This window comes from Acetobacteraceae bacterium (assembly GCA_004843345.1).
Lineage (GTDB): Bacteria > Pseudomonadota > Alphaproteobacteria > Acetobacterales > Acetobacteraceae.
On the sequence record CP039460.1, the window covers coordinates 1385001 to 1403346 of the forward strand.

21 protein-coding genes, 1 tRNA gene and 2 rRNA genes (1 of these 24 running past the window's edge) are annotated in these 18346 nt (G+C 42.1%); 16 read left to right on the plus strand and 8 right to left on the minus strand.

All coding sequences use genetic code 11. From position 1 onward, the window contains the following. Positions 1–763, plus strand: a 23S ribosomal RNA gene (locus FAI40_06825); it begins 1966 nt to the left of the window's first position. A gap of 103 nt (positions 764–866) precedes the next feature. Next, positions 867–981, plus strand: a 5S ribosomal RNA gene (gene rrf / locus FAI40_06830). Between the two features lie 372 nt (positions 982–1353). Here the strand turns inward: rrf and FAI40_06835 are convergent. Continuing rightward, entirely contained in the window at positions 1354–1587 is a 234-nt protein-coding gene (locus FAI40_06835) for a DUF3944 domain-containing protein (GenBank protein ID QCE35068.1), read from the minus strand. 222 nt (positions 1588–1809) lie between these two features. On the opposite strand from FAI40_06835, the gene FAI40_06840 reads away from it, so the two are divergent. The 10 genes from FAI40_06840 to FAI40_06885 all read left to right on the plus strand — a co-directional run bounded on the left by FAI40_06840 (position 1810) and on the right by FAI40_06885 (position 8366). After that, positions 1810–2112, plus strand: a complete 303-nt coding sequence (locus FAI40_06840; GenBank protein QCE35069.1) for an urease subunit gamma — start codon at positions 1810–1812, stop codon at positions 2110–2112. Positions 2113–2162: 50 nt separating this feature from the next. Next, entirely contained in the window at positions 2163–2576 is a 414-nt protein-coding gene (locus FAI40_06845; protein QCE35070.1) for an urease subunit beta, read from the plus strand. Between the two features lie 13 nt (positions 2577–2589). After that, positions 2590–4305: an urease subunit alpha gene (locus tag FAI40_06850; protein ID QCE35071.1), complete on the plus strand. Its 1716-nt coding sequence runs from the start codon at positions 2590–2592 to the stop codon at positions 4303–4305. Positions 4306–4323: 18 nt separating this feature from the next. Continuing rightward, a complete protein-coding gene (gene ureE / locus FAI40_06855) occupies positions 4324–4908 on the plus strand; it encodes an urease accessory protein UreE (GenBank protein ID QCE35072.1) in 585 nt (194 codons plus the stop codon). A 14-nt stretch (positions 4909–4922) separates the two neighbouring features. After that, a complete protein-coding gene (locus FAI40_06860) occupies positions 4923–5612 on the plus strand; it encodes an urease accessory protein UreF (GenBank protein QCE35073.1) in 690 nt (229 codons plus the stop codon). A gap of 23 nt (positions 5613–5635) precedes the next feature. After that, complete coding sequence (ureG, locus tag FAI40_06865) at positions 5636–6271, plus strand: urease accessory protein UreG (protein ID QCE35074.1); 636 nt, start codon at positions 5636–5638, stop codon at positions 6269–6271. Continuing rightward, positions 6268–7212 carry an urease accessory protein gene (locus FAI40_06870; protein ID QCE35075.1) on the plus strand — a complete coding sequence of 315 codons (945 nt, stop codon included), beginning with the start codon at positions 6268–6270 and terminating at the stop codon, positions 7210–7212. Before ureG ends, FAI40_06870 begins: the two co-directional genes overlap by 4 nt. Before the next feature lie 18 nt (positions 7213–7230). Further along, positions 7231–7854 (plus strand): urea transporter, encoded by a 624-nt coding sequence (locus FAI40_06875; GenBank protein QCE35076.1) that lies wholly within the window; start codon positions 7231–7233, stop codon positions 7852–7854. Next, positions 7845–8192 (plus strand): urea transporter, encoded by a 348-nt coding sequence (locus FAI40_06880; GenBank protein ID QCE35077.1) that lies wholly within the window; start codon positions 7845–7847, stop codon positions 8190–8192. Before FAI40_06875 ends, FAI40_06880 begins: the two co-directional genes overlap by 10 nt. Before the next feature lie 97 nt (positions 8193–8289). After that, a tRNA-Met gene (locus tag FAI40_06885) sits at positions 8290–8366 on the plus strand. Between the two features lie 63 nt (positions 8367–8429). Here FAI40_06885 and FAI40_06890 read toward each other — a convergent pair. Together FAI40_06890 and FAI40_06895 are read right to left on the minus strand one after the other, a co-directional pair. Next, entirely contained in the window at positions 8430–9077 is a 648-nt protein-coding gene (locus FAI40_06890; protein ID QCE35078.1) for a LysE family translocator, read from the minus strand. 15 nt (positions 9078–9092) lie between these two features. Next, complete coding sequence (locus FAI40_06895; GenBank protein QCE35079.1) at positions 9093–9839, minus strand: hypothetical protein; 747 nt, start codon at positions 9837–9839, stop codon at positions 9093–9095. A gap of 296 nt (positions 9840–10135) precedes the next feature. On the opposite strand from FAI40_06895, the gene FAI40_06900 reads away from it, so the two are divergent. From FAI40_06900 to FAI40_06910, 3 genes are all read left to right on the plus strand, one after another. Next, the gene (locus FAI40_06900) at positions 10136–11494 is read left to right on the plus strand and encodes a carbohydrate porin (GenBank protein QCE35080.1); all 1359 of its coding nucleotides are present in this window, start codon (positions 10136–10138) and stop codon (positions 11492–11494) included. 138 nt (positions 11495–11632) lie between these two features. Beyond that, positions 11633–12166 (plus strand): cytochrome b, encoded by a 534-nt coding sequence (locus tag FAI40_06905; GenBank protein ID QCE35081.1) that lies wholly within the window; start codon positions 11633–11635, stop codon positions 12164–12166. 463 nt (positions 12167–12629) lie between these two features. Next, positions 12630–13112 carry a hypothetical protein gene (locus FAI40_06910; GenBank protein QCE35082.1) on the plus strand — a complete coding sequence of 161 codons (483 nt, stop codon included), beginning with the start codon at positions 12630–12632 and terminating at the stop codon, positions 13110–13112. Here the strand turns inward: FAI40_06910 and bioD are convergent. From bioD to FAI40_06935, 5 genes are read right to left on the minus strand one after another with little or no spacing between them, the layout of a single operon-like run. Next, positions 13107–13724: a dethiobiotin synthase gene (bioD, locus tag FAI40_06915; GenBank protein QCE35083.1), complete on the minus strand. Its 618-nt coding sequence runs from the start codon at positions 13722–13724 to the stop codon at positions 13107–13109. The two genes, FAI40_06910 and bioD, sit on opposite strands and share 6 nt — an antisense overlap. Next, on the minus strand, positions 13721–14500 hold the full coding sequence (locus FAI40_06920) for a methyltransferase domain-containing protein (protein QCE35084.1): 780 nt from the start codon (positions 14498–14500) through the stop codon (positions 13721–13723). Before FAI40_06920 ends, bioD begins: the two co-directional genes overlap by 4 nt. Before the next feature lie 9 nt (positions 14501–14509). After that, a complete protein-coding gene (locus FAI40_06925) occupies positions 14510–15157 on the minus strand; it encodes a hypothetical protein (protein ID QCE35085.1) in 648 nt (215 codons plus the stop codon). Beyond that, the gene (locus FAI40_06930) at positions 15154–16332 is read right to left on the minus strand and encodes an 8-amino-7-oxononanoate synthase (protein QCE35086.1); all 1179 of its coding nucleotides are present in this window, start codon (positions 16330–16332) and stop codon (positions 15154–15156) included. The genes FAI40_06925 and FAI40_06930 overlap by 4 nt, the downstream gene beginning before the upstream one ends. Next, the gene (locus FAI40_06935) at positions 16295–17572 is read right to left on the minus strand and encodes an adenosylmethionine--8-amino-7-oxononanoate transaminase (protein ID QCE35087.1); all 1278 of its coding nucleotides are present in this window, start codon (positions 17570–17572) and stop codon (positions 16295–16297) included. Before FAI40_06935 ends, FAI40_06930 begins: the two co-directional genes overlap by 38 nt. 153 nt (positions 17573–17725) lie before the next feature. On the opposite strand from FAI40_06935, the gene FAI40_06940 reads away from it, so the two are divergent. Then, positions 17726–18070 carry a hypothetical protein gene (locus FAI40_06940; protein ID QCE35088.1) on the plus strand — a complete coding sequence of 115 codons (345 nt, stop codon included), beginning with the start codon at positions 17726–17728 and terminating at the stop codon, positions 18068–18070. Positions 18071–18346: the final 276 nt, after the last annotated feature.

Sequence of the window (18346 nt, forward strand, 5' to 3'; positions counted from 1 at the left end):
TTTGTGTAGGATAGGTGGGAGACAATGAACTTAGGGCGCCAGCTTTAAGGGAGTCACTGTTGAAATACCACCCTGAATGTTTCTGTTGTCTAACTGAGCCTGTTTAGCACGGGCCAGGACCCTGCATGGTGGGCAGTTTGACTGGGGCGGTCGCCTCCCAAAATGTAACGGAGGCGCGCGATGGTAGGCTCAGTCCGGTTGGAAATCGGATTTTGAGTGCAATGGCATAAGCCTGCCTGACTGTGAGAGTGACAGCTCGAGCAGAGACGAAAGTCGGCCATAGTGATCCGGTGGTTCCTTGTGGAAGGGCCATCGCTCAACGGATAAAAGGTACTCTAGGGATAACAGGCTGATCTCCCCCAAGAGTTCACATCGACGGGGAGGTTTGGCACCTCGATGTCGGCTCATCACATCCCGGGGCTGAAGCAGGTCCCAAGGGTTCGGCTGTTCGCCGATTAAAGTGGTACGTGAGCTGGGTTTAGAACGTCGTGAGACAGTTCGGTCCCTATCTGCCGTGGGCGTTAAGACTTGAAAGGATTTGTTCCTAGTACGAGAGGACCGGAATGAACGAACCTCTGGTGCACCAGTTGTCACGCCAGTGGCATGGCTGGGTAGCCAAGTTCGGAATGGATAACCGCTGAAAGCATCTAAGCGGGAAACCAGCCTTAAGATAAGGTCTTTTTGGGGCGTTGAAGACCACAACGTTAATAGGTCTGGTGTGAAAGTCCAGCAATGGATGAAGCTTACAGATACTAATCCCCCAGACCTCTCCAGCTTTGTATTCAATACAAACCAAACGCATCTCTTAATAACTTCTTCAATCTTACTTCTCTTCTATAACAATCCCTATCAGATGTGCCTCAGCGGCGGGGGGTTATGGCGAGGGTCCCAAACCCGATCCCATCCCGAACTCGATGGTTAAACCCCTCAGCGCCAATGATACTTCGTCTCAAGACGCGGAAAAGTAGGTCGCCCCCCGCTACTAAGGCACATCTCTTAAAACAAACCCCCCACTCAATTAACGCAAGTGGGGGGTTTGCTTTGCAAAAAAAGAATTAAGGGGGAGCTAGCACAAGTAGACCTTTAGTTCTTGTCTGCTCACTCAAAGAGTTTGGAAGACTATTGGGAAAAGTAACAAGAAAAAGGAAGCTGGGATTTATTCAAGATTGAAAAAACAATCCCGTACCGCAATTAATCCTTCAGATAGAAGAGATTTTGCACAAATGAATGAACTTGTTTAGACTGTTCTCCTCTTTCCTTTTATAATTGACTCTTTATGCGATCTTCTTCTTTTCTGCATAAATTGGCAATTGTATTTCCTCCAAATTTTTGGATTTCAGAGGCAATAACTTTTCAATATTTGTGATGATCGGGAAAATATTCTTTGTATTGCTTAGATTTAGTGAGTTCTTCAGTGAGGCGAGGTAATCCTAATACACCATTTTTATTTATAATGATTTCAACTAAATCATTTAATTTTTCGGACGGAAGTTCTTCGAGAAATTCTAAATCAATATCTCTTCTGTAATTCATAAATATCTCCGTTTTGAGCACATTTTGCTTGCATGAAATGCATGGGAGAATCATACTTGACCTCAAGCGATTTTTGTGCCCAGATTCAAGGGATAAAACGAGTTTTATTTAAAAAAATTTAATTTTTTTTAGAAAAAAAACGCTTAAAAATTCCCTTTTGAAAAGGGGACTTTGCTTTCCAATAAAATTGGGCATAGGCTGGTTCTCAATGCTGGATAAATCCCTATTATTCGTTTAAATAACAGCTCTGGATTTAAGAATTTTGGAATTAAGACGATGCAATTGACCCCTCGGGAAATTGAAAAATTGATGGTTTATACGCTGGCAGATGTTGCTCAAAAGCGTAAAGAAAAGGGGCTCAAGCTTAACCATCCAGAAGCGGTCGCTATTATTACTGCAGCTGCGATGGAAGGGGCACGGGAAGGTAAAACTGTTGAGGAAGTGATGCATGTCGCTCGTAATGTTTTAACCCGAGAAGACGTGATGGATGGAATTCCTGATTTAATCTCTTATGTGCAGGTAGAGGCTATTTTTACTGATGGCAGCCGTCTTGTGACCATTCATGACCCTATTCAATAGAAGTTTTTATTCTGTTTTAAGCTTAATTCATTTTCAGGTTAGGAAAGATAATGGACGAAGAGCAATCTGAAAAAGACGTTCCAATTGGCGGTTTTGTGTTTGCAGAAACACCAATTAGATTTAATGAAAAAAGGCGTCAAACGCTGATTACCGTTCGCAACACAGGCGATCGTCCGATACAGGTAGGTTCGCATTTTCATTTTTTTGAAGTGAATAAAGCGCTTCAGTTTGATCGTTTAGAGGCCTATGGCAAGCGTTTAAATATTACCTCCAGTACAGCTATTCGTTTTGAACCAGGGGATGAGGTAAAGGTTTCTTTAATTCCAATCGGTGGAAGAAAAACGATTTCAGGGTTTAATAATCTTGTAGATGCCTGGACTGGTGAGAATAAAGCGGCTCTGAGAACAGAAGAAGCCATTAAATTGGGCTACAAAAATATGAATGAGCCACGGAAAAAAGCGTAGAAGGAATTAAGACGTGCCGACAATTTCCCGCAAAGAATATGTTGAATTATTTGGGCCGACTGTTGGCGATAAAATACGCCTAGGAGATACTCAGCTTTTTGTCGAGATTGAAAAAGATTTGCGTGGTTATGGGGAAGAGTCTGTTTATGGTGGTGGCAAGTCTCTTCGTGGCGGTATGGGCGCAAATAATCATCTAACCAGTGATAAAGTCTTAGATCTAGTGATTACCAACGTTACGATTTTGGATGCAAAACAGGGTGTGATTAAAGCCGATGTTGGTATTAAAAATGGTTATATTGCTTCGATTGGAAAATGCGGTAATCCCGATACAATGGATGCAACGACTCTTGGAATGATTGTCGGTGTTGCCACAGATGTGATTGCAGGGGAACATCTTATTTTGACCGCTGGTGGCATTGATTCCCATATTCATTTTATTGCGCCACAGCAGATTGAGCACGCACTTTCTAATGGCATTACAACTTTTTTTGGGGGCGGTGTTGGACCGACAGATGGGTCTAACGGCACAACTGTTACCGCAGGCCCTTGGCATATCCATCGAATGTTGCGTGCTTTTGAAGGATTGCCAATTAATGTTGGGTTTTTGGGAAAAGGGCATGCAGCGCATTTTGCACCTTTACGGGAGCAAATTGAGGCAGGGGCAGCAGGTTTGAAAGTCCATGAGGACTGGGGGGCTTCTGCTTCTTCTTTGCGTCATGCTTTACGCGTTGCAGATGAAATGGATGTTCAGGTCGCTGTTCATACGGATAGTTTGAATGAAGGCGGATATGTGGAGAACACGATTGAAGCTTTTGAAGGTCGAACCATTCATACTTTCCATACAGAAGGCGCAGGCGGTGGCCATGCCCCAGATATTATTAAAGTGGCAGGATTGATGAATGTTTTGCCAAGTTCGACAAATCCGACTTTGCCGTTTGGCATAAACAGTCAGGCAGAATTATTCGATATGATTATGGTTTGCCATCATCTTAGTCCAAAAGTGCCTGCAGATGTGGCTTTTTCAGAAAGCCGTGTGCGTCCAGAAACAATGGCTGCCGAAAGTGTGTTGCACGATATGGGTGTGATTTCGATGATTTCGAGTGATTCACAGGCGATGGGACGGGTAGGAGAGAATTGGCTTCGCTTGGTGCAAACGGCGCACGCCATGAAAATGGTGCGTGGTAAATTGCCTGAAGATGCCCCTGGAAATGATAATTTTCGTGTTTTGCGTTATATCGCTAAAATCACGATTAACCCAGCGATTACGCAAGGGATTAGCCATGTTCTTGGCTCTGTTGAGGTTGGGAAAATGGCAGATTTGGTGCTATGGGATCCTCGTTTTTTCGGGGCTAAGCCAAAAATGGTGATTAAAGGCGGTGTGATTAACTGGGCAGTGATGGGGGATCCAAATGCTTCTTTGCCAACGCCAGAGCCGACTTTTTATCGTCCAATGTATGGTGCTATGGGGAAGACAGCACTGGATACTTGTGTAACTTTTGTATCTGAAGCGGCTCAACAAAATGATATTAAAGAAAAGCTTGGTTTAGAGCGTCAGGTCATGGCAGTGCATAATTGCCGTGCCATTTTAAAGGAAGATATGGTGTTAAACGCTGAAACACCTGAAATTGATGTTGATCCTGAAACGTTTGCGGTCACGGTAGATGGCGAACATACAACCATGGAACCTGTTCACACTGTGGCATTGAATCAGCGTTACTTTTTTGGTTAAGCGTTTTGATTTTTAGCCATGATTGTCATTACAAAAATTCTCGGAAATCTTAACGATGAGAAAGATTGGCGCTCCCAATTAGAAGGCGCAGAGATTGATCTTTTTGAGTTAACAGAATGGGAAACGCAAAAAAGTCGTTTTCGTAAGACGACTTCTAAAGGGCAGGATTTAGGTATTTTTCTTGATCGAAATCAATTGCTTAAAGAAGGGGATATTCTGCTTTGGGATGAGACGCAGAAACGGGCTCTTATCGTTAAAGTGCATTTGCGAGAAGTTCTAGTGCTTCAAGCTGGCATTTTTTTAGACGAAACATCGGAATCTCTTTTAAAAATCAGTTTTGAACTGGGGAATTTGTTCGGTAATTTACACTGGAAATCTTTGGTGAAGGGGGCGCAAATTTTTATTCCCTTAAGCGTTAGCAGGCGGATCATGGAAAATATTGTGAAGACGCATGTGCCAGATTTGCCTTATCAATTTTTGACAGGAGAGCAGGTCGTAAGCAAGCTGAGTGCTGCGGAAGTCCGCTTATTATTTGGCGGAGCAGATACTCCAAATGTGCATGTCAGCCTTAATCCTGATTTCCAAATTCAGCGATGCCAGTGAGCGGTTTCAGTAAAATGTCTGAATTAGGATTAATTCAACTTTTTCAGTTTTCAGATTCTGTTTTGCCTGTTGGGGGTTTTGCATTTTCCAATGGTTTAGAAAGTGCCGTTCAGACTGGGATTGTGCATAATGCTGATACCCTGAAGGCCTTTACACGGGATGCGCTTTATCAGGCCGCAACGGGCGACGCAAGAGCCATTGTTGCAACATGCCAAGCTTTGCAGACAGAGGATTATTCTTCGCTTGTGATTGAAAATGATAGAGCGCTTTATCATCAGAGATTGAATGAAGAAGGCCGTTTAATGCTTGTTCGAATGGGCAAGAAATTGGCAGAAATGTCTTTTGCGGTGACAGAAAAACCGCTTATTGGGTGGTGGCTGGAAAAAATTAAATCTGGAGAGGCTATCGGTACGTATCCTATTACGCAGTCTATCGTCATGAGCTCTCTGGGGGCTGCTCCCCGTGAGGTGCTTGTCGCGCATTTTTATGGGGTTGCTATGACGATTTTGAGCGCTGCGCTGCGTCTTATGCGGATTACCCATATTGAAATTCAAAAAATTTTATTTCAATTAAATCAGGAAATTCTGTCTTTTTGTGAAGAGGCTGAAAAAGGAGGGGTGGAACAAATGGCCTCCTATGCGCCTGTAAAGGAGATTTTAGCTTCTTTGCATGTAAAAGCCTTCACACGTTTATTTAGTAACTAAGGAATCAAAGAGGGAAGCCCAAGATGAAAAAAATAACCCGTATCGGGATTGGAGGACCTGTTGGTTCTGGTAAGACGGCGATTATTGAGGTGATTACACCTCGGTTAATAGCGTTAGGGGTTAAGCCTTTGATTATTACGAATGATATTGTGACGGTTGAGGATGCTAAGCAGGTAAAGCGGACGTTAAGGGGCATTCTTGATGAGGAAAAAATTCTTGGCGTGGAAACAGGCGCTTGTCCTCATACGGCGGTGCGTGAAGACCCAAGTATGAATTTGGCCGCTGTGGAGGAGATGGAAACACGTTTTCCAGAAAGTGATATTGTGATGATTGAAAGTGGCGGAGATAATTTAACACTCACTTTTAGCCCAGCTTTGGCGGATTTCAGCCTTTATGTGATTGATGTGGCAGAGGGGGAGAAAATACCCCGCAAAAATGGTCCAGGACTAGTGCAGGCTGATATTTTAGTTATCAATAAAATAGATTTAGCGCCTTACGTTGGGGCCAGCCTTGAAGTGATGGAGCAGGATACTAAAAAAGTTCGAGGAGAACGTCCTTATATTCTAACAAATTGTAAGACAGGAGAAGGAATTGATGCGCTTGTTTCTATGATTATGCGAGATTTTCTTTTTACCCATCCTGCTTCGGCGATAGCATGAAAGAGATTGAAGATAGTTTTGAGCAGCTTTGCAGATTAGGGACGGAAGCGCCTGAATTAGCTTCTTATCAAGATGAACCGCCGCAAATGCCGACAGGGACTGTCGGTAAAAAGGGATATTTGCGTTTGGGGTTTGCGGTTAGTGGCGGTCGAAGTGTTTTGCGTGATATGGATCGGCGCGTGCCTTTTCTTGTTCAAAGGGCTCTTTATTGGGATGAAGCTCTGCCGCAAATGCCCTGTATTTTTGTGATTTCAACCGCAGGATGTATTTTGCAGGGCGATAGGCTGGTGATGGAGATTCATGTTGCTAAAGAGGCTCGTGGGCATGTGACAACACAATCCGCCACTAAAATTCACAGCATGCGCCATAATTATGCGGCTCAATTACAGAAAATTGTATTGGAAGAGGGGAGCTATTTGGAAATGATGCCAGATTCTACGATTCCCCATTCAGACTCTCGTTTTATCAATGAAACACAGATTACCCTGCATTCGACGGCAACCTTGCTTTATTCAGAGATTCTCATGTCAGGGCGTAAATATCATCCAGAGGATTCTGGTTTTCGTTTTGAGGTTTATACCTCACAAGTAAAGGCAAAAACCCCAGAAGGGAGGATTTTGTTTTCAGAGCGCTACGTCTTAGAGCCCAAGAAATATTCTTTAAAAACAGTTGGTATTATGGGGATTTTTGACGTTTTCGGAAATGTCGTTTTATTAACCCCTCTTAAATTTCATCAGGCAATTATGGATCGCCTTCAACCGCTTTATGATGAGAAAAAAGGCATTGCATACGGGGTAAGTCGATTGCCAAATGAGTCGGGTTTAATTTTTAAAGCTTTAGGAAAAGAAGCGCATCAAGTTAAAGAAGCTATTCAGAATTTTTGGCGCATTGCACGAGAGGAAATTCTAGGAGTGAGCTTAACAAAACCGCTTTGGCGTTAGGAGAAGAAAGGCGTTGGTATGAAAATACGGTTCGGCCTTTTATGGCATTTTTACTGTAAAAATTACCGTGTTGTGTACGCTTTAGATATTCTCTTGAAGGGGTATTCTCAGGTTATGTTTCAAAGCAATTCCTTGACGGGATTGTTCTTTTTTATAGGAATTTTTTGGAGTGGCTGTGTTTCTGGAGTGCCTCAAATTGCGCTAGGTAGTTTGCTGGGCACTTTTATTGCAACATTATGCGCTTACTGTTTTACGCAGGATAAATTAGGTTTAAGGCTGGGGCTGTATGGCTATAATGGCTGTTTGGTCGGGATTGCGCTGCCTACTTTTTTAGTGATCTCTCCGATGCTGTGGGCTTGGATTATTTTTGGAAGCGCACTATCCACTTTTTTGATTTTTATGATGCGGAGTCTGGGCATAAAACAAGTGGCTATTTTAACAGCGCCCTTTGTCTTTAGCAGTTGGATAGGCATTGTATTTAGCCATTTTTTAGGACATTGCTCCTATTTATCTGCACCAACATCATCAGCAGATCATAATGTCTTTTTATATTCTTCAGAGGCTATTTTTCAAAGTATTTCTGAAGTATTTCTGAAGTGTTTCTCTGTCATAATAGGGTTAGCGGTGCGCTTATGCTTTTAGGATTGGCTGTAGCCTCTCTTAGAAGCAGTTTTATTGCTTTTTCATCAGCCTCTCTCGCTATTTTGATCGCCTATTGGCAGGGAGATAATCCGCACGAAATTGCAGAAGGCTTATATGCTTTCAGTGCAGTTTTAACAGGATTGGCACTGGGAGAAATTCTTTATCCAGTGGGCTGGCGTCATTTTCTTTATCCTTTTTTGGGTGTTGTTTTGACTGTTTTATGCCAGAAACTTTTCAATCAGTGGTTGGGAAGAGTAGATTTACCAGCACTCACTTTCCCCTTTGTCTGTGTTTGCTGGTTCTTTTTGATAATCTTGCCTAAAGGGGAAGTTTTTTAGGGGAAACTGGAAAAATATAAAAATCTCTCTTTTTCCGCTAGACTTTTCTCAAAGAGGTCTTTATACAATGGATACACGCTATTTATTAGCTTTCTGTCGCGGGATGGAGCAGCCAGGTAGCTCGTCAGGCTCATAACCTGAAGGTCGCAAGTTCGAATCTTGCTCCCGCATCCAAAAATAAACCCCTGCTATTTTGGCAGGGGTTTTTTGTTGAAAAATTAATAGCAAGCCCTTCTTTTAGAGAAGGCCTTTTAGTGGTGCATAGAGCAATAATCCGCCGAGGATAATAAAGAGTGTTCCCGCGATAATATCAATAATATTGCGTTTATCATTGAACCATTGCGCCATAAAAGGGGCACTTAGGCAATAAGCAAGCGTTCCCATCCACCCAACTTGTATAACAAACATAATGCCTGTTGCTGCGAGCCCCATCCAAAGTGGGGCATGTGCCGGGAAAAGGGTTGCGAAGAGCGAAGTCGTAAAAACCAGAACGTCAGGATTGGAGATGCAGCAGAAAAAGCCCTTTAAAAAGGAGTGCCGGAATGTTTCTGGACCTGCTGTTTCATTTTGTTCTGTGGGGGCGTGCAATTCGGAGTTGCGTTTGCGGATAAGATCAATCCCAACCCAAACAAGAAAAAGGCCACCTGCAATTTTAGCAAAAGTTTCAAGGCTAGGTTGCCATTCAAAGAGTGCATGAAGGCCTAAAAATCCTCCTAATCCCCAGAGAATAGCGGCAATCCCAATTCCCAGTGTCGTAAAAAGTCCAGCAGAACGTCCATGCAGAGCAGCAGTGCGTGTCACAAGGACAAAATTAAGACCTGGAACAAGAACTGTTATGAGCCAAGCAATCGTAAACGGCCATAGAGGGGCAAGGGAATGTAGCATATAGGAGTGTCTGCTTTAGGCGTTAGGTTCGGAATTTAGAGAAATAAAAGCGTTTCGTTTCAGTTTACTACTAATATCAAATGGCAGAAGAACTTGCTTTTCAGCGGTTTGTGTTGACGAGAAAAATTTGATTTCAAGCTGTTCTGTTGAAAATTCGATGAGAATGGCACTGATATTTGCCTGGGCAAATTTCTCTAAAAGCTTCCCAAGGGAAGACGAAAATTTCTTTGGGTATTCTTGATTATAAATTGGTTGGAAATATCCGATTAAGGCGGCTTCTAACATATCATTTTTACGTCGGAGAGGTACTTGAAGACGTTGGATTTTTTCAATTTTTTTGCGGATTAAAGGGTCCTTTTCTAAATCCTCATCTGCAATACCTTCTGCGGGCAATAGATAGGGCTCGTGCGAGAAGGGAAGCATTAGAATAGAGAAAATACCCTGAGGCCAGTTTTCTTTCGCTCTTTCAATAATTTCAATGAGTTGAGGATCACTTAAGAGACGTTTGAAAATGTCGCCTTCTCCATTTGCACCAAAACATTCGCAGATATAGAGAATCTCTTCTTGATTGGGATCAGTTTCGGACGATTTACAAAGCGCAAAGAGATGCGCTTCCTTTAAGGTTGTTTTTTCTATGTCGCTTAGAACTTCATTTTTCTGTGCTACCAGCTTGAGCTCTTCCAATGGTAACAGAAGAGGATTTTCTGCAATATATTGGGCGCAGAAAGTGATGGGGTTCTGTGTAGAAGAGAGGTTATTCATTCGAAAGCTTCACAGTGTTATGCCAAAGGGTAATTTCTTGAATTTAGATTTAGTCTATTTTTTGTTTTTCGTCTTGAGAAAAATCTTGTTTTGCTAATTGAAAGGGTATAATGCCATCTCAGCGATAGAAATTGTTTTTTAGTCCTTTGGTGTATTGGAAGCCCAGAGTGAAGACTTTTTTTGTTTTTTCAAGGCTAAAGTTTCTTTGGCGTAGATTCCCTTTGATTGGGAAACTCGTTGCATGCTTGTTTTTCCAAATTAGTCTTTTCTTTCCACATTCTTCGTGTGCTCAGACGATGGATGTAAATATTGGTAACTTCCCATCTATTCGTGTTTCAGAACCCGCTGCTCCAAAGAATAAAGTTGGTGCGATTTCGACCCCCTCTTTTGTTGTGCCACAGGCGCTTTTCCCTGGTGGCTTTGGGGCGACTTCATGGCTGCGTAAATATGGTGTTAATTTCCTTGTGCAAAACACCAATGAATTTGCCGGAGCTATTACAGATCCGACACCAGGCTTTGCACAATATAAAAAAGGCGGAAGTGACGCAGGGCAGCTTTCTGAATCTTTAGATATTGACTGGGCAAAACTTGCCGGTATTCCAGGTTTTGCAACTCATGTTGTGACTGTGGGGCGTTACGGAACGACAGCAAACCGAATGTTTGGGGATTGGCTAAACCATTCCTCGGAAGATTATGGCGGCGGCGGTAACGTTGCTATTCACTTGGTATATGCCTATGGCGAAGAAACACTTTACCATCAAAGGATAGCTATTGCAGGGGGGCTTATGGGAGAAATGGGAAGCTTCCAGAGTAGCCCCCTTTTTTGTAACTTTATGAACAACAGTATGTGTGGCCGTCCGAAGGCGGCAACCGATAGTCCGTACTCAAGCGGTTACCCTGCATCTGTCTGGGCAGCACGTATTCGTGTCCGTCCAACACAGCACACTTATATGCAGGTAGGCGCCTTTGCTGCGGAAGAAGGTATTTACGGAAATGCGCAGCATAGGACAGGTTTTAAATTTAATGGCGCAACTGTAAAAGGTTGGCGGCTTCCCTTAGAAGGTGGATGGGAGCCTGTCTTTAGAGGAAAATTGGAGGGGCATTATAAAATAGGTGGTGTTTGGCAACATGCGCCAACAGCAGATAATTTTTATAATTCACAAGGGCAGTCTTATGCCTTGACAGGAACAAAGCCAGGAAATGTTGAGGATAGTTATGGTGTTTGGTTTATGGCAGATCAGAAGGTCTGGACACATTACCACGAAAAGCGGCGAGGTATGACTTTTCTGGCAGGTTTCTTATGGAATGATAGGAGAACGTCTGTAAGAAACTGGGAGGTTTACGGTGCCTTTATTGATCGTGGTATTTTTAAATCGCGTCCGTATGATTCTTTAAATTTTGCTTTTACTCATGAAGGGATTTCTCCAGGTGTTACAGCGACGGACGGGATTTTGCTCAATAAAGGTGAAGGGTTGCCCAATCATGCAACAGGAAGACAGTTTGGAACGTCTATTTTAGAATGCGATTATTCTATTTCCTTTGGGCACGGGCTGATTATTGAACCTGTTTTTGAATATTACTTTAATCCAAACGGACAACATAACTTGAGAAATGCGGCTATGTTGGGATTTAAATCCACATGGGAAATTTTTTAATCTCATTGCGTCTCTTGATTCAGCGCTAAATTTTACTACTTGAGGCAGATAAGTTTGAAGCGCTCTGATGGATATTTGGAGGAATGTGCCGTAGGGTATGCTTTAAAGCCCGAAAAAGACCTCAATTAAGCTAAGAAAATGAATAATACTCTTCCAAATTTAAAATTTTCGCCATCGCTTCGTGTGATTCATTCGTTAATGGCGCTTTGCATTTTATTTGAATTGATCACAGGGCTGATTATGGCACTGGATTTAACCCCTTATTTTTCTCAAATTCTTGCATTTCATAGACCTGTGGGGATTTTATTGTTTGGCCTAATTTTTCTTCGTATTATTGTGCGTTTTGCAACGAAAAATCCGCTTTTGCCTGTGGAAACGCCTGTAGATCAGAAAATAGCAGCTTATTCCATGCAAATTGCGCTTTATTTTTTAATGCTTGGAATGCCTTTGTCTGGCTGGCTGATGACTTCTGCTGGCGGTTATCCGGTTAGGATTTGGGGTGATTTTATTCTACCGGGTCTAGTGGCAAAGAATGCCTCTCTTCATACGGTTTTTGCAGGTTGGCATCTTTGGCTAGCGGTTGCCTTGGCCGTTTTAATTGTGTTGCATATCATGGCGGCTTTTTACCATAAACATATTTTGAGAGATGATATTTATCAAAGGATGTTCTGAAGTATTTTTATTTAGATAAAAGCGGTGTTTTGCACCGCTTTTTTATACTTTAATTTTTGGCTTTGGCGATAATAAAAAAAATGCCGAAAATGACTAAAACAACAGGAATGAGCAAAAGAACAAGAACTGTTTTCGCCGCAAAAGCAGCGCCGCCAATAGCTGTCAGGATTAAAAATAGAATAAAAAGCGTCCAGAGATTCATGAGAAAGTTTTCCTTTTGTGAGTAGTGTAAAGGATTGAGACCTCTTTGATTTTATACTGGATTATTTCGGTGGGCGAGAGAGCAAATAAGCGTTCTGAAAATAAAATTTTATTAAAAATAAATTGTTTTAAAAAGTTGTTTATAAAAAGTTTTGAGTGCTTTTCCTCGCTTTAAAAGAACGTTAGGGTGCTAAAACATCAAAAGAACTCTGAATAGCGTGATTTTGAATCATATTTCTCTTATTTTGGATAAGGTTTGTACATGGCTGGCGCATTTTTAGGGCTTCTTTTTCATCCTGTTTTTTTGTGTTTTATGGGCATTCTTTTTTTGATAGCGGCTTATACCTCAGAGTTTTTAGGAATGGCTCGGGGGCGAAAAATTTTAACCATTCATTTAAATCTTGCAGGTTTTGGCTGGCTTTCTTCCTCCTTTATAGGCGGTTTTTTTTGGTTTATCTCTGATACAACGGGAGAGCTGGTCCTTCATTACTTTCAGCAAGTGCAGACAATGTTACCGCTTTTTGCCGATAGTTCTCTCGATCTTGCCCGTATGAATGCCTTGCTTCCTTATCTCACAGCTGGGATTAAGGATGGTATTTCGCAAAGCCTTGTTCTTTTGGGTGCTGTGCTTTCAGGGATTCCGCTTGTTTTAGCACTCGTTTGCACAATTTCAGCAACCGTATTCGGTATAGCGATTTTTATAGCAACGTTAATTTCTAAAATCCGAAACAAACCTGCTCTATAATAATTTTTCAGGCGGAAGAAAGTTTTTCAAAACAGATTTATTCCCTTGTTTGTCTTCTCCCCAAAGGATGAGTTTGTGGAGGGGGATATTGTACGCTTCGAGGAGCGCAAGGCTCGAGAAAATATGATTGAGAGCGCCGAGTTTATTTTTGGCGACTAAAATCACAGGCAAATTCGTGGCTTTGATGAAATCAATGATAAAAAGGTCTTGCCAGAGGGGCACCATAAGGCCTCCCGCCCCTTCGATAATTAAGGTTCGGTTTTGATTATAAAAAGGCAGCGTGATTTCTTTTGGATCAATGGTTCGATTCTCAGCCTCTGCTGCACTAAAAGGGCAGATCGGTTCTTGAAATTCATAGGCGCAGGGCAAAATATCTGTTTTTGGACAGCCACTTTCCTTTAAAACAGTGGCACTGTCCCCCGAATCAGATTTAAGACCTGTTTGGAATGGTTTCCAATAAACAGCATGTAAATCTCGAACGTATTTTGCACTTTGAAAGGTTTTGCCAACATCAGTGTCCGTGCCTGTAATGAAAAACCCTTTTTTGGGTTGAACTTGTTGGAATAGGTTCGGGAAAGGATTTAAGGATTTAGGCGAAGAAAGTTTTCTCATTTATACATTTCACCAAGGGCAATTTGATAAGTCACTTTGTGGTAATGTGCATTAAAAAAGGCGATGACATTCCGAAGATTTTGTTTGTTATTTTGATGCAAAGAGAGATTTTTTGGCGTTGCGCCGATTTCCTTTAACCCTTTTAGAAAAGAAAGTGCGTTTTTAACTTTTTCTTCAATTTCGTAGGATTTCCATTTACAGGTCTCGTACTCGGCCTCCAGCATCTTGCAAGACGGGTATTGAGGAATAGCACAAGGATATGCGCTAGCGTCGCAAGAATCCCGCCATTCTTTCAAAGAGTCTTGTGAAAGGGTTGTGAGAAAGGCAGAGCCATTTTTTGAAAGATTTTTATGAAGCGTTTTTAAAACGGATTGGCGGTCTTTCACCCATTGGAAAGCAAGATTGGAAATAATGAGATCAAATTCTCCAGAAAGAGGCTGTTTGTCAGGAAGGTTTTGAGAAAGCTCTTCCATATTTAGGGGAAGAAATGACAAATTTTGCTTTAAGTGTCTTGTTTTTTTTTCAGCTCGTTTGAGCATTTCTTTGGAAAGATCTGTGCAAAGATATTCCGCTTTTGGAAAAAAGGGCGCAATTTTAAGGGTAAGTGTGCCTGTTCCTGCACCGAGTTCTAAAATACGATGGACGTTCTTAGGATTGATACGTGAGAGAACCGTTTGTGCAAGAATATCCGCAGCAATAGGTTGAACAACGGCATAAGCGTCATAATTCTCGGCTTTTGAAAAGCTCTCTTTAATATGGCTGGTCCAAGATTTCATAACAAACTTTTAACTTTTTAGAGATTTTTTAATCCATGTAGCACAAAATGTTGGATGCGTCAGAGGCGCTAAATGCCCTGAATCAATTTGTGTCTGGGTATCTGTCCAGAGATGTTTTGCAGGAGAGAGAGGATCTGTTTTACCTGAAAGCATTCCCAAAATTTTTCCTTCGACTCTAAAGGCATTAAAAAGAGGTCTCATGTCTTTTAAGACTAAAATGTTCAAGGCTTTTTTTAGATGATCCAGATTGAGAGGATTGTCTGGAGAAATTTGTTTCTCGTTTCCACAATTTTGATAAAATTGATTTAAAACATGAGAAGGGTTTTTCGCAAGATTACGTTGCATTCTCTCTAAAAGCCGAGAAGGAACGCCGTCTGGAAAGTCTCTTTGCTGCGCAAAACAGGGGAAACTGTTGATCCCTAACAGGCCTATACAGTTAGGGTGGTTAGACGTTTTCTCAAGGAGTTGCATAAATCCTAAAGAATGGCCAATACCGATGAATTTTTTGGGAGGGAGATGAATTTTTCTCTGCCCGAAATAACCGGCTTCTCCGAGGATAATCTGATATTTTTCAGAGGGCAGATATTGGATTGTTTCGTTCCAGAAATCGGCTGAAAATCCCCAGCCATGAAGAAAATAAAGTGAGATTTTACTCATGGTGTCCCTAAAACCTTTATGACGTTTTCAATATCTTGTTCTTCTAGTGCAGTGTTCATGGTAAAGCGCAAGCGTGCTGTGTGTGGAGGCACTGTCGGCGGACGGATAGCGCCGCAACGAAAACCAGCTTTGTTGAGTTTATCTCGTAGGCGCAGGGCTTTCTCTGGGTCTTTAATAAGAACGGGTATAATTTGGCTTTCACTTGTTAAGTAATTCCAGCCTTTTTCTGCGAGCTGATTGCGAAATTTTTGCGCCAAAAAAAGAAGATGTTTTCTTTCTTTGGCTAAGTTCGGGAGAAGAGCTGTTGCCGCTTGTAAAGAACCCAAAATGGCCGGTGGTAAAGAAGTTGAATAGATAAAGCCAGAAGCCATATTGATCAGAAATTTTCGCATTTTTTGAGAGGAGCAGAGGAATGCGCCTGCGCTTCCCATCGCTTTGCTTCCCGTGCTGAGAATGAGTTCGACTTCTTCCGGATTTGCAAGGCCAGCCCCGTTTGCGCCGAACAATCCTGTTGCATGGGCTTCATCAATGTAAAGAATTGCCTGATAATGTGTTTTAAGCTCAAAGAGCGCTTTTAAATTGGCTCTGTCGCCATCCATTGAAAAAATACTTTCTGTCAGGATGAATTTTAGGCCTTTGGTTTCTTTTTCACGCTCGAGAAGAGATTGAAGATGATCTGTATCATTATGGCGAAAACGCAGGATTTTAGCTTTTGCATGACCAGCTTGGCTCGCATTTGCGCCTTGAATCATGCTGGCATGGCATAATTTATCCATAAAAAAGAGCGCTGGGGCAGAAAAAATTTGCCGTGAAAGCTCATTTAGAGCTGGAAGAATAGAGGCATTGGCTTGCCAGCCGCTGTTGAAGAGAAGAGCGCTCTCAGTTTTTTTGAAGGCAGCAAAGGCTTTTTCAACTTCACTATATCCTAAAAAACTGCCTGAGATGAGGCGAGAGCCTGTTGCACCAACACCTAATTTTTGCGTCCATTCTATGGAAGACTGTTTGAGGAAAGGATGTTTTGAAAGATTTAAATAATCATTCGAGGCTAGGTCAATGTAACCCGTTTCAAGCGGTTCTGGAATTTTTCGGAAAAGGCCAGTTTCTTGGCGTTTGGTTAAAGCCGCTTCAAGGGCTTGATTAAGAAAATTCATGTCGGATAATTTCACCGATGGCATTGGTAAGTTTTTGGAGCTCTTCCGAAGTAACGGTAAAGGAAGGCGTGAGATAGAGAATATTGCGGAAAGGTCTGATCCAAACGCCTTGTTTCATGAAGGCTTTGTTCAAAGCGGGGGGATTGTTGATTTTATCCATCTCGACAACGCCGAGCGCTCCCATGACACGGACATCTTTGACATGCGGCAGATGTCTAAAGGCCTCGAGAGATTTTTTTAATTGGATTTCAATTTGTTTAACCTGCTTTAAGCGATCTTCTTTTTCAAAAAGATCGAGTGAAGCATTGGCGGCTGCGCAGGCAATAGGATTTCCCATAAAGGTTGGGCCGTGCATGAAGGCTTTTTCTGGATCATCTGAAAGAAAAGATTGAAAAATTGTGTCGCTGGCAAGGGTTGCGCCAAGCCCCAGTGTGCCACCTGTAAGCGCTTTGGAAAGGCCAACAATATCAGGGCAAATCTCTGGGATGTTGGAAATAAACATTTCTCCCAAGCGTCCAAAGCCCGTAAAAACCTCATCATAAATGAGCAAAATGCCATATTGATCGCAGAGTTTTTTGAGGAATTTTAATGTTTCAACCGTATGAAAGAGCATTCCGCCAGCCCCTTGGACTAGAGGTTCAATAATGATAGCTGCAATTTCATGCCCTTTGGCGTCTAAGAGACTTTTAAGTTTTTCTTTTTTACCGTCATCCTTGGGGGTTTCGGCAAGATATTGTGGGTTTAAAATCTCTTTAAAATGATGGTGCATCCCTTCTTCGGGATCGCAAATATTCATCATTCCCCATGTATCGCCATGATAGCCCCCTTGAAAAGAAAGAAGCTTATGACGTTGGGGTTCACCTTTATTTAGAAAATATTGGAAAGCCATTTTAACGGCAACTTCCATGGCCGTAGAGCCTGAATCGCTGAAGAAGACTCTGTTTAGGTTTTCAGGAAAGAGGGCGCTTAGCCTTTGAGCCAGTTTTTCTGCTTGAGGATGAATGAGTCCGCCAAACATGAGATGGGGCATAGCAAGCGTTTGCTGAATAATTGCTTGTTGGATATGGGGGTGATTATAGCCATGACACGCCGTCCACCAAGAGGCAATTCCATCTGTGAGCTGATCTCCATTTTCAAGGAAAATTGTCCTGCCCTCTGTGGCAACGGCTTTTGCTGGAAGGGGGGCTGTTTCCATTTGACTATAAGGAAGCCAAAGATGTTTTAGCTGTTTTGCCTTGGCATTTTCCGCAGAATTTTGTGTCATGAAGACTTTCTTAAAGGTTCGTAAATAATGATTTTAAGTCATTATAAAGTGAAAAAGAGCAAAAAGGCGATATTTTTCTATTCTTCCGTCTGTATGTTATGGCATTTATAAGAGGAAGATTTTTCGTGAAATGGCTAGGAGTGCTTCGGTAAAGTGAATAAAAAAATAGGGCAGATGAATGGCGCTGTTTTTATGGTCTTGGCAGGTTTTGTTCTGGCACTAGGCGGTTGTTTCGCAGGCGCACATAAGAAAGATGCAGCCGCCTCCGTTTCAAAAGAGAAGGTTGTGCATATCATTTCTGTGGAGCCTTTCCCCGTGCGTGATGGCGCAAATGCCTCAAGTGTCAATATCGCTTACCAGGATACCGATACGATGGCCTATGAGTTTTTTAAGGAAGATAAGCGTCCTTGCGAATTTCGAGCGGGTGAGGCAAATTTAATTATTGAAAAAGGGGAGCGGACGCTTATTATGCCCAATGCAACCTGTCAAATGAATTAGAGATTTTTTTCTTAAAAAAGGTTAAAGAAAGAAGAAATCTCAAAAATTGACATTGATAGGGTTCGCTTGCGCCGTATAATGCCTGAAAATTTTAATGCTAAAATGCCGATAAGCTCTTTGAGGAAGGAAATCTGGTGACGTCGATACCGCCCGAAGATTCCAATCATTCATCAGACCGTTCCGAAAGTTCATCTCAAGGAGCATCACAGGAAAATCAAACTAATCAAGCTTCTTCTGATCAGAAAGAGGGAGAGGCTTTTGATCCAGCAAAGACGC

Excerpts from the sequence above, each read along its gene's own strand:
- FAI40_06835 (QCE35068.1), bottom strand. The coding sequence starts at position 1,587 with ATGATTCTCCCATGCATTTCATGCAAGCAAAATGTGCTCAAAACGGAG.
- FAI40_06840 (QCE35069.1), top strand. The coding sequence starts at position 1,810 with ATGCAATTGACCCCTCGGGAAATTGAAAAATTGATGGTTTATACGCTG.
- FAI40_06845 (QCE35070.1), top strand. The coding sequence starts at position 2,163 with ATGGACGAAGAGCAATCTGAAAAAGACGTTCCAATTGGCGGTTTTGTG.
- ureE (QCE35072.1), top strand. The coding sequence starts at position 4,324 with ATGATTGTCATTACAAAAATTCTCGGAAATCTTAACGATGAGAAAGAT.
- FAI40_06860 (QCE35073.1), top strand. The coding sequence starts at position 4,923 with ATGTCTGAATTAGGATTAATTCAACTTTTTCAGTTTTCAGATTCTGTT.
- ureG (QCE35074.1), top strand. The coding sequence starts at position 5,636 with ATGAAAAAAATAACCCGTATCGGGATTGGAGGACCTGTTGGTTCTGGT.
- FAI40_06870 (QCE35075.1), top strand. The coding sequence starts at position 6,268 with ATGAAAGAGATTGAAGATAGTTTTGAGCAGCTTTGCAGATTAGGGACG.
- FAI40_06875 (QCE35076.1), top strand. The coding sequence starts at position 7,231 with ATGAAAATACGGTTCGGCCTTTTATGGCATTTTTACTGTAAAAATTAC.
- FAI40_06880 (QCE35077.1), top strand. The coding sequence starts at position 7,845 with ATGCTTTTAGGATTGGCTGTAGCCTCTCTTAGAAGCAGTTTTATTGCT.
- FAI40_06890 (QCE35078.1), bottom strand. The coding sequence starts at position 9,077 with ATGCTACATTCCCTTGCCCCTCTATGGCCGTTTACGATTGCTTGGCTC.
- FAI40_06895 (QCE35079.1), bottom strand. The coding sequence starts at position 9,839 with ATGAATAACCTCTCTTCTACACAGAACCCCATCACTTTCTGCGCCCAA.
- FAI40_06900 (QCE35080.1), top strand. The coding sequence starts at position 10,136 with ATGGATGTAAATATTGGTAACTTCCCATCTATTCGTGTTTCAGAACCC.
- FAI40_06905 (QCE35081.1), top strand. The coding sequence starts at position 11,633 with ATGAATAATACTCTTCCAAATTTAAAATTTTCGCCATCGCTTCGTGTG.
- FAI40_06910 (QCE35082.1), top strand. The coding sequence starts at position 12,630 with ATGGCTGGCGCATTTTTAGGGCTTCTTTTTCATCCTGTTTTTTTGTGT.
- bioD (QCE35083.1), bottom strand. The coding sequence starts at position 13,724 with ATGAGAAAACTTTCTTCGCCTAAATCCTTAAATCCTTTCCCGAACCTA.
- FAI40_06920 (QCE35084.1), bottom strand. The coding sequence starts at position 14,500 with ATGAAATCTTGGACCAGCCATATTAAAGAGAGCTTTTCAAAAGCCGAG.
- FAI40_06925 (QCE35085.1), bottom strand. The coding sequence starts at position 15,157 with ATGAGTAAAATCTCACTTTATTTTCTTCATGGCTGGGGATTTTCAGCC.
- FAI40_06930 (QCE35086.1), bottom strand. The coding sequence starts at position 16,332 with ATGCCATCGGTGAAATTATCCGACATGAATTTTCTTAATCAAGCCCTT.
- FAI40_06935 (QCE35087.1), bottom strand. The coding sequence starts at position 17,572 with ATGACACAAAATTCTGCGGAAAATGCCAAGGCAAAACAGCTAAAACAT.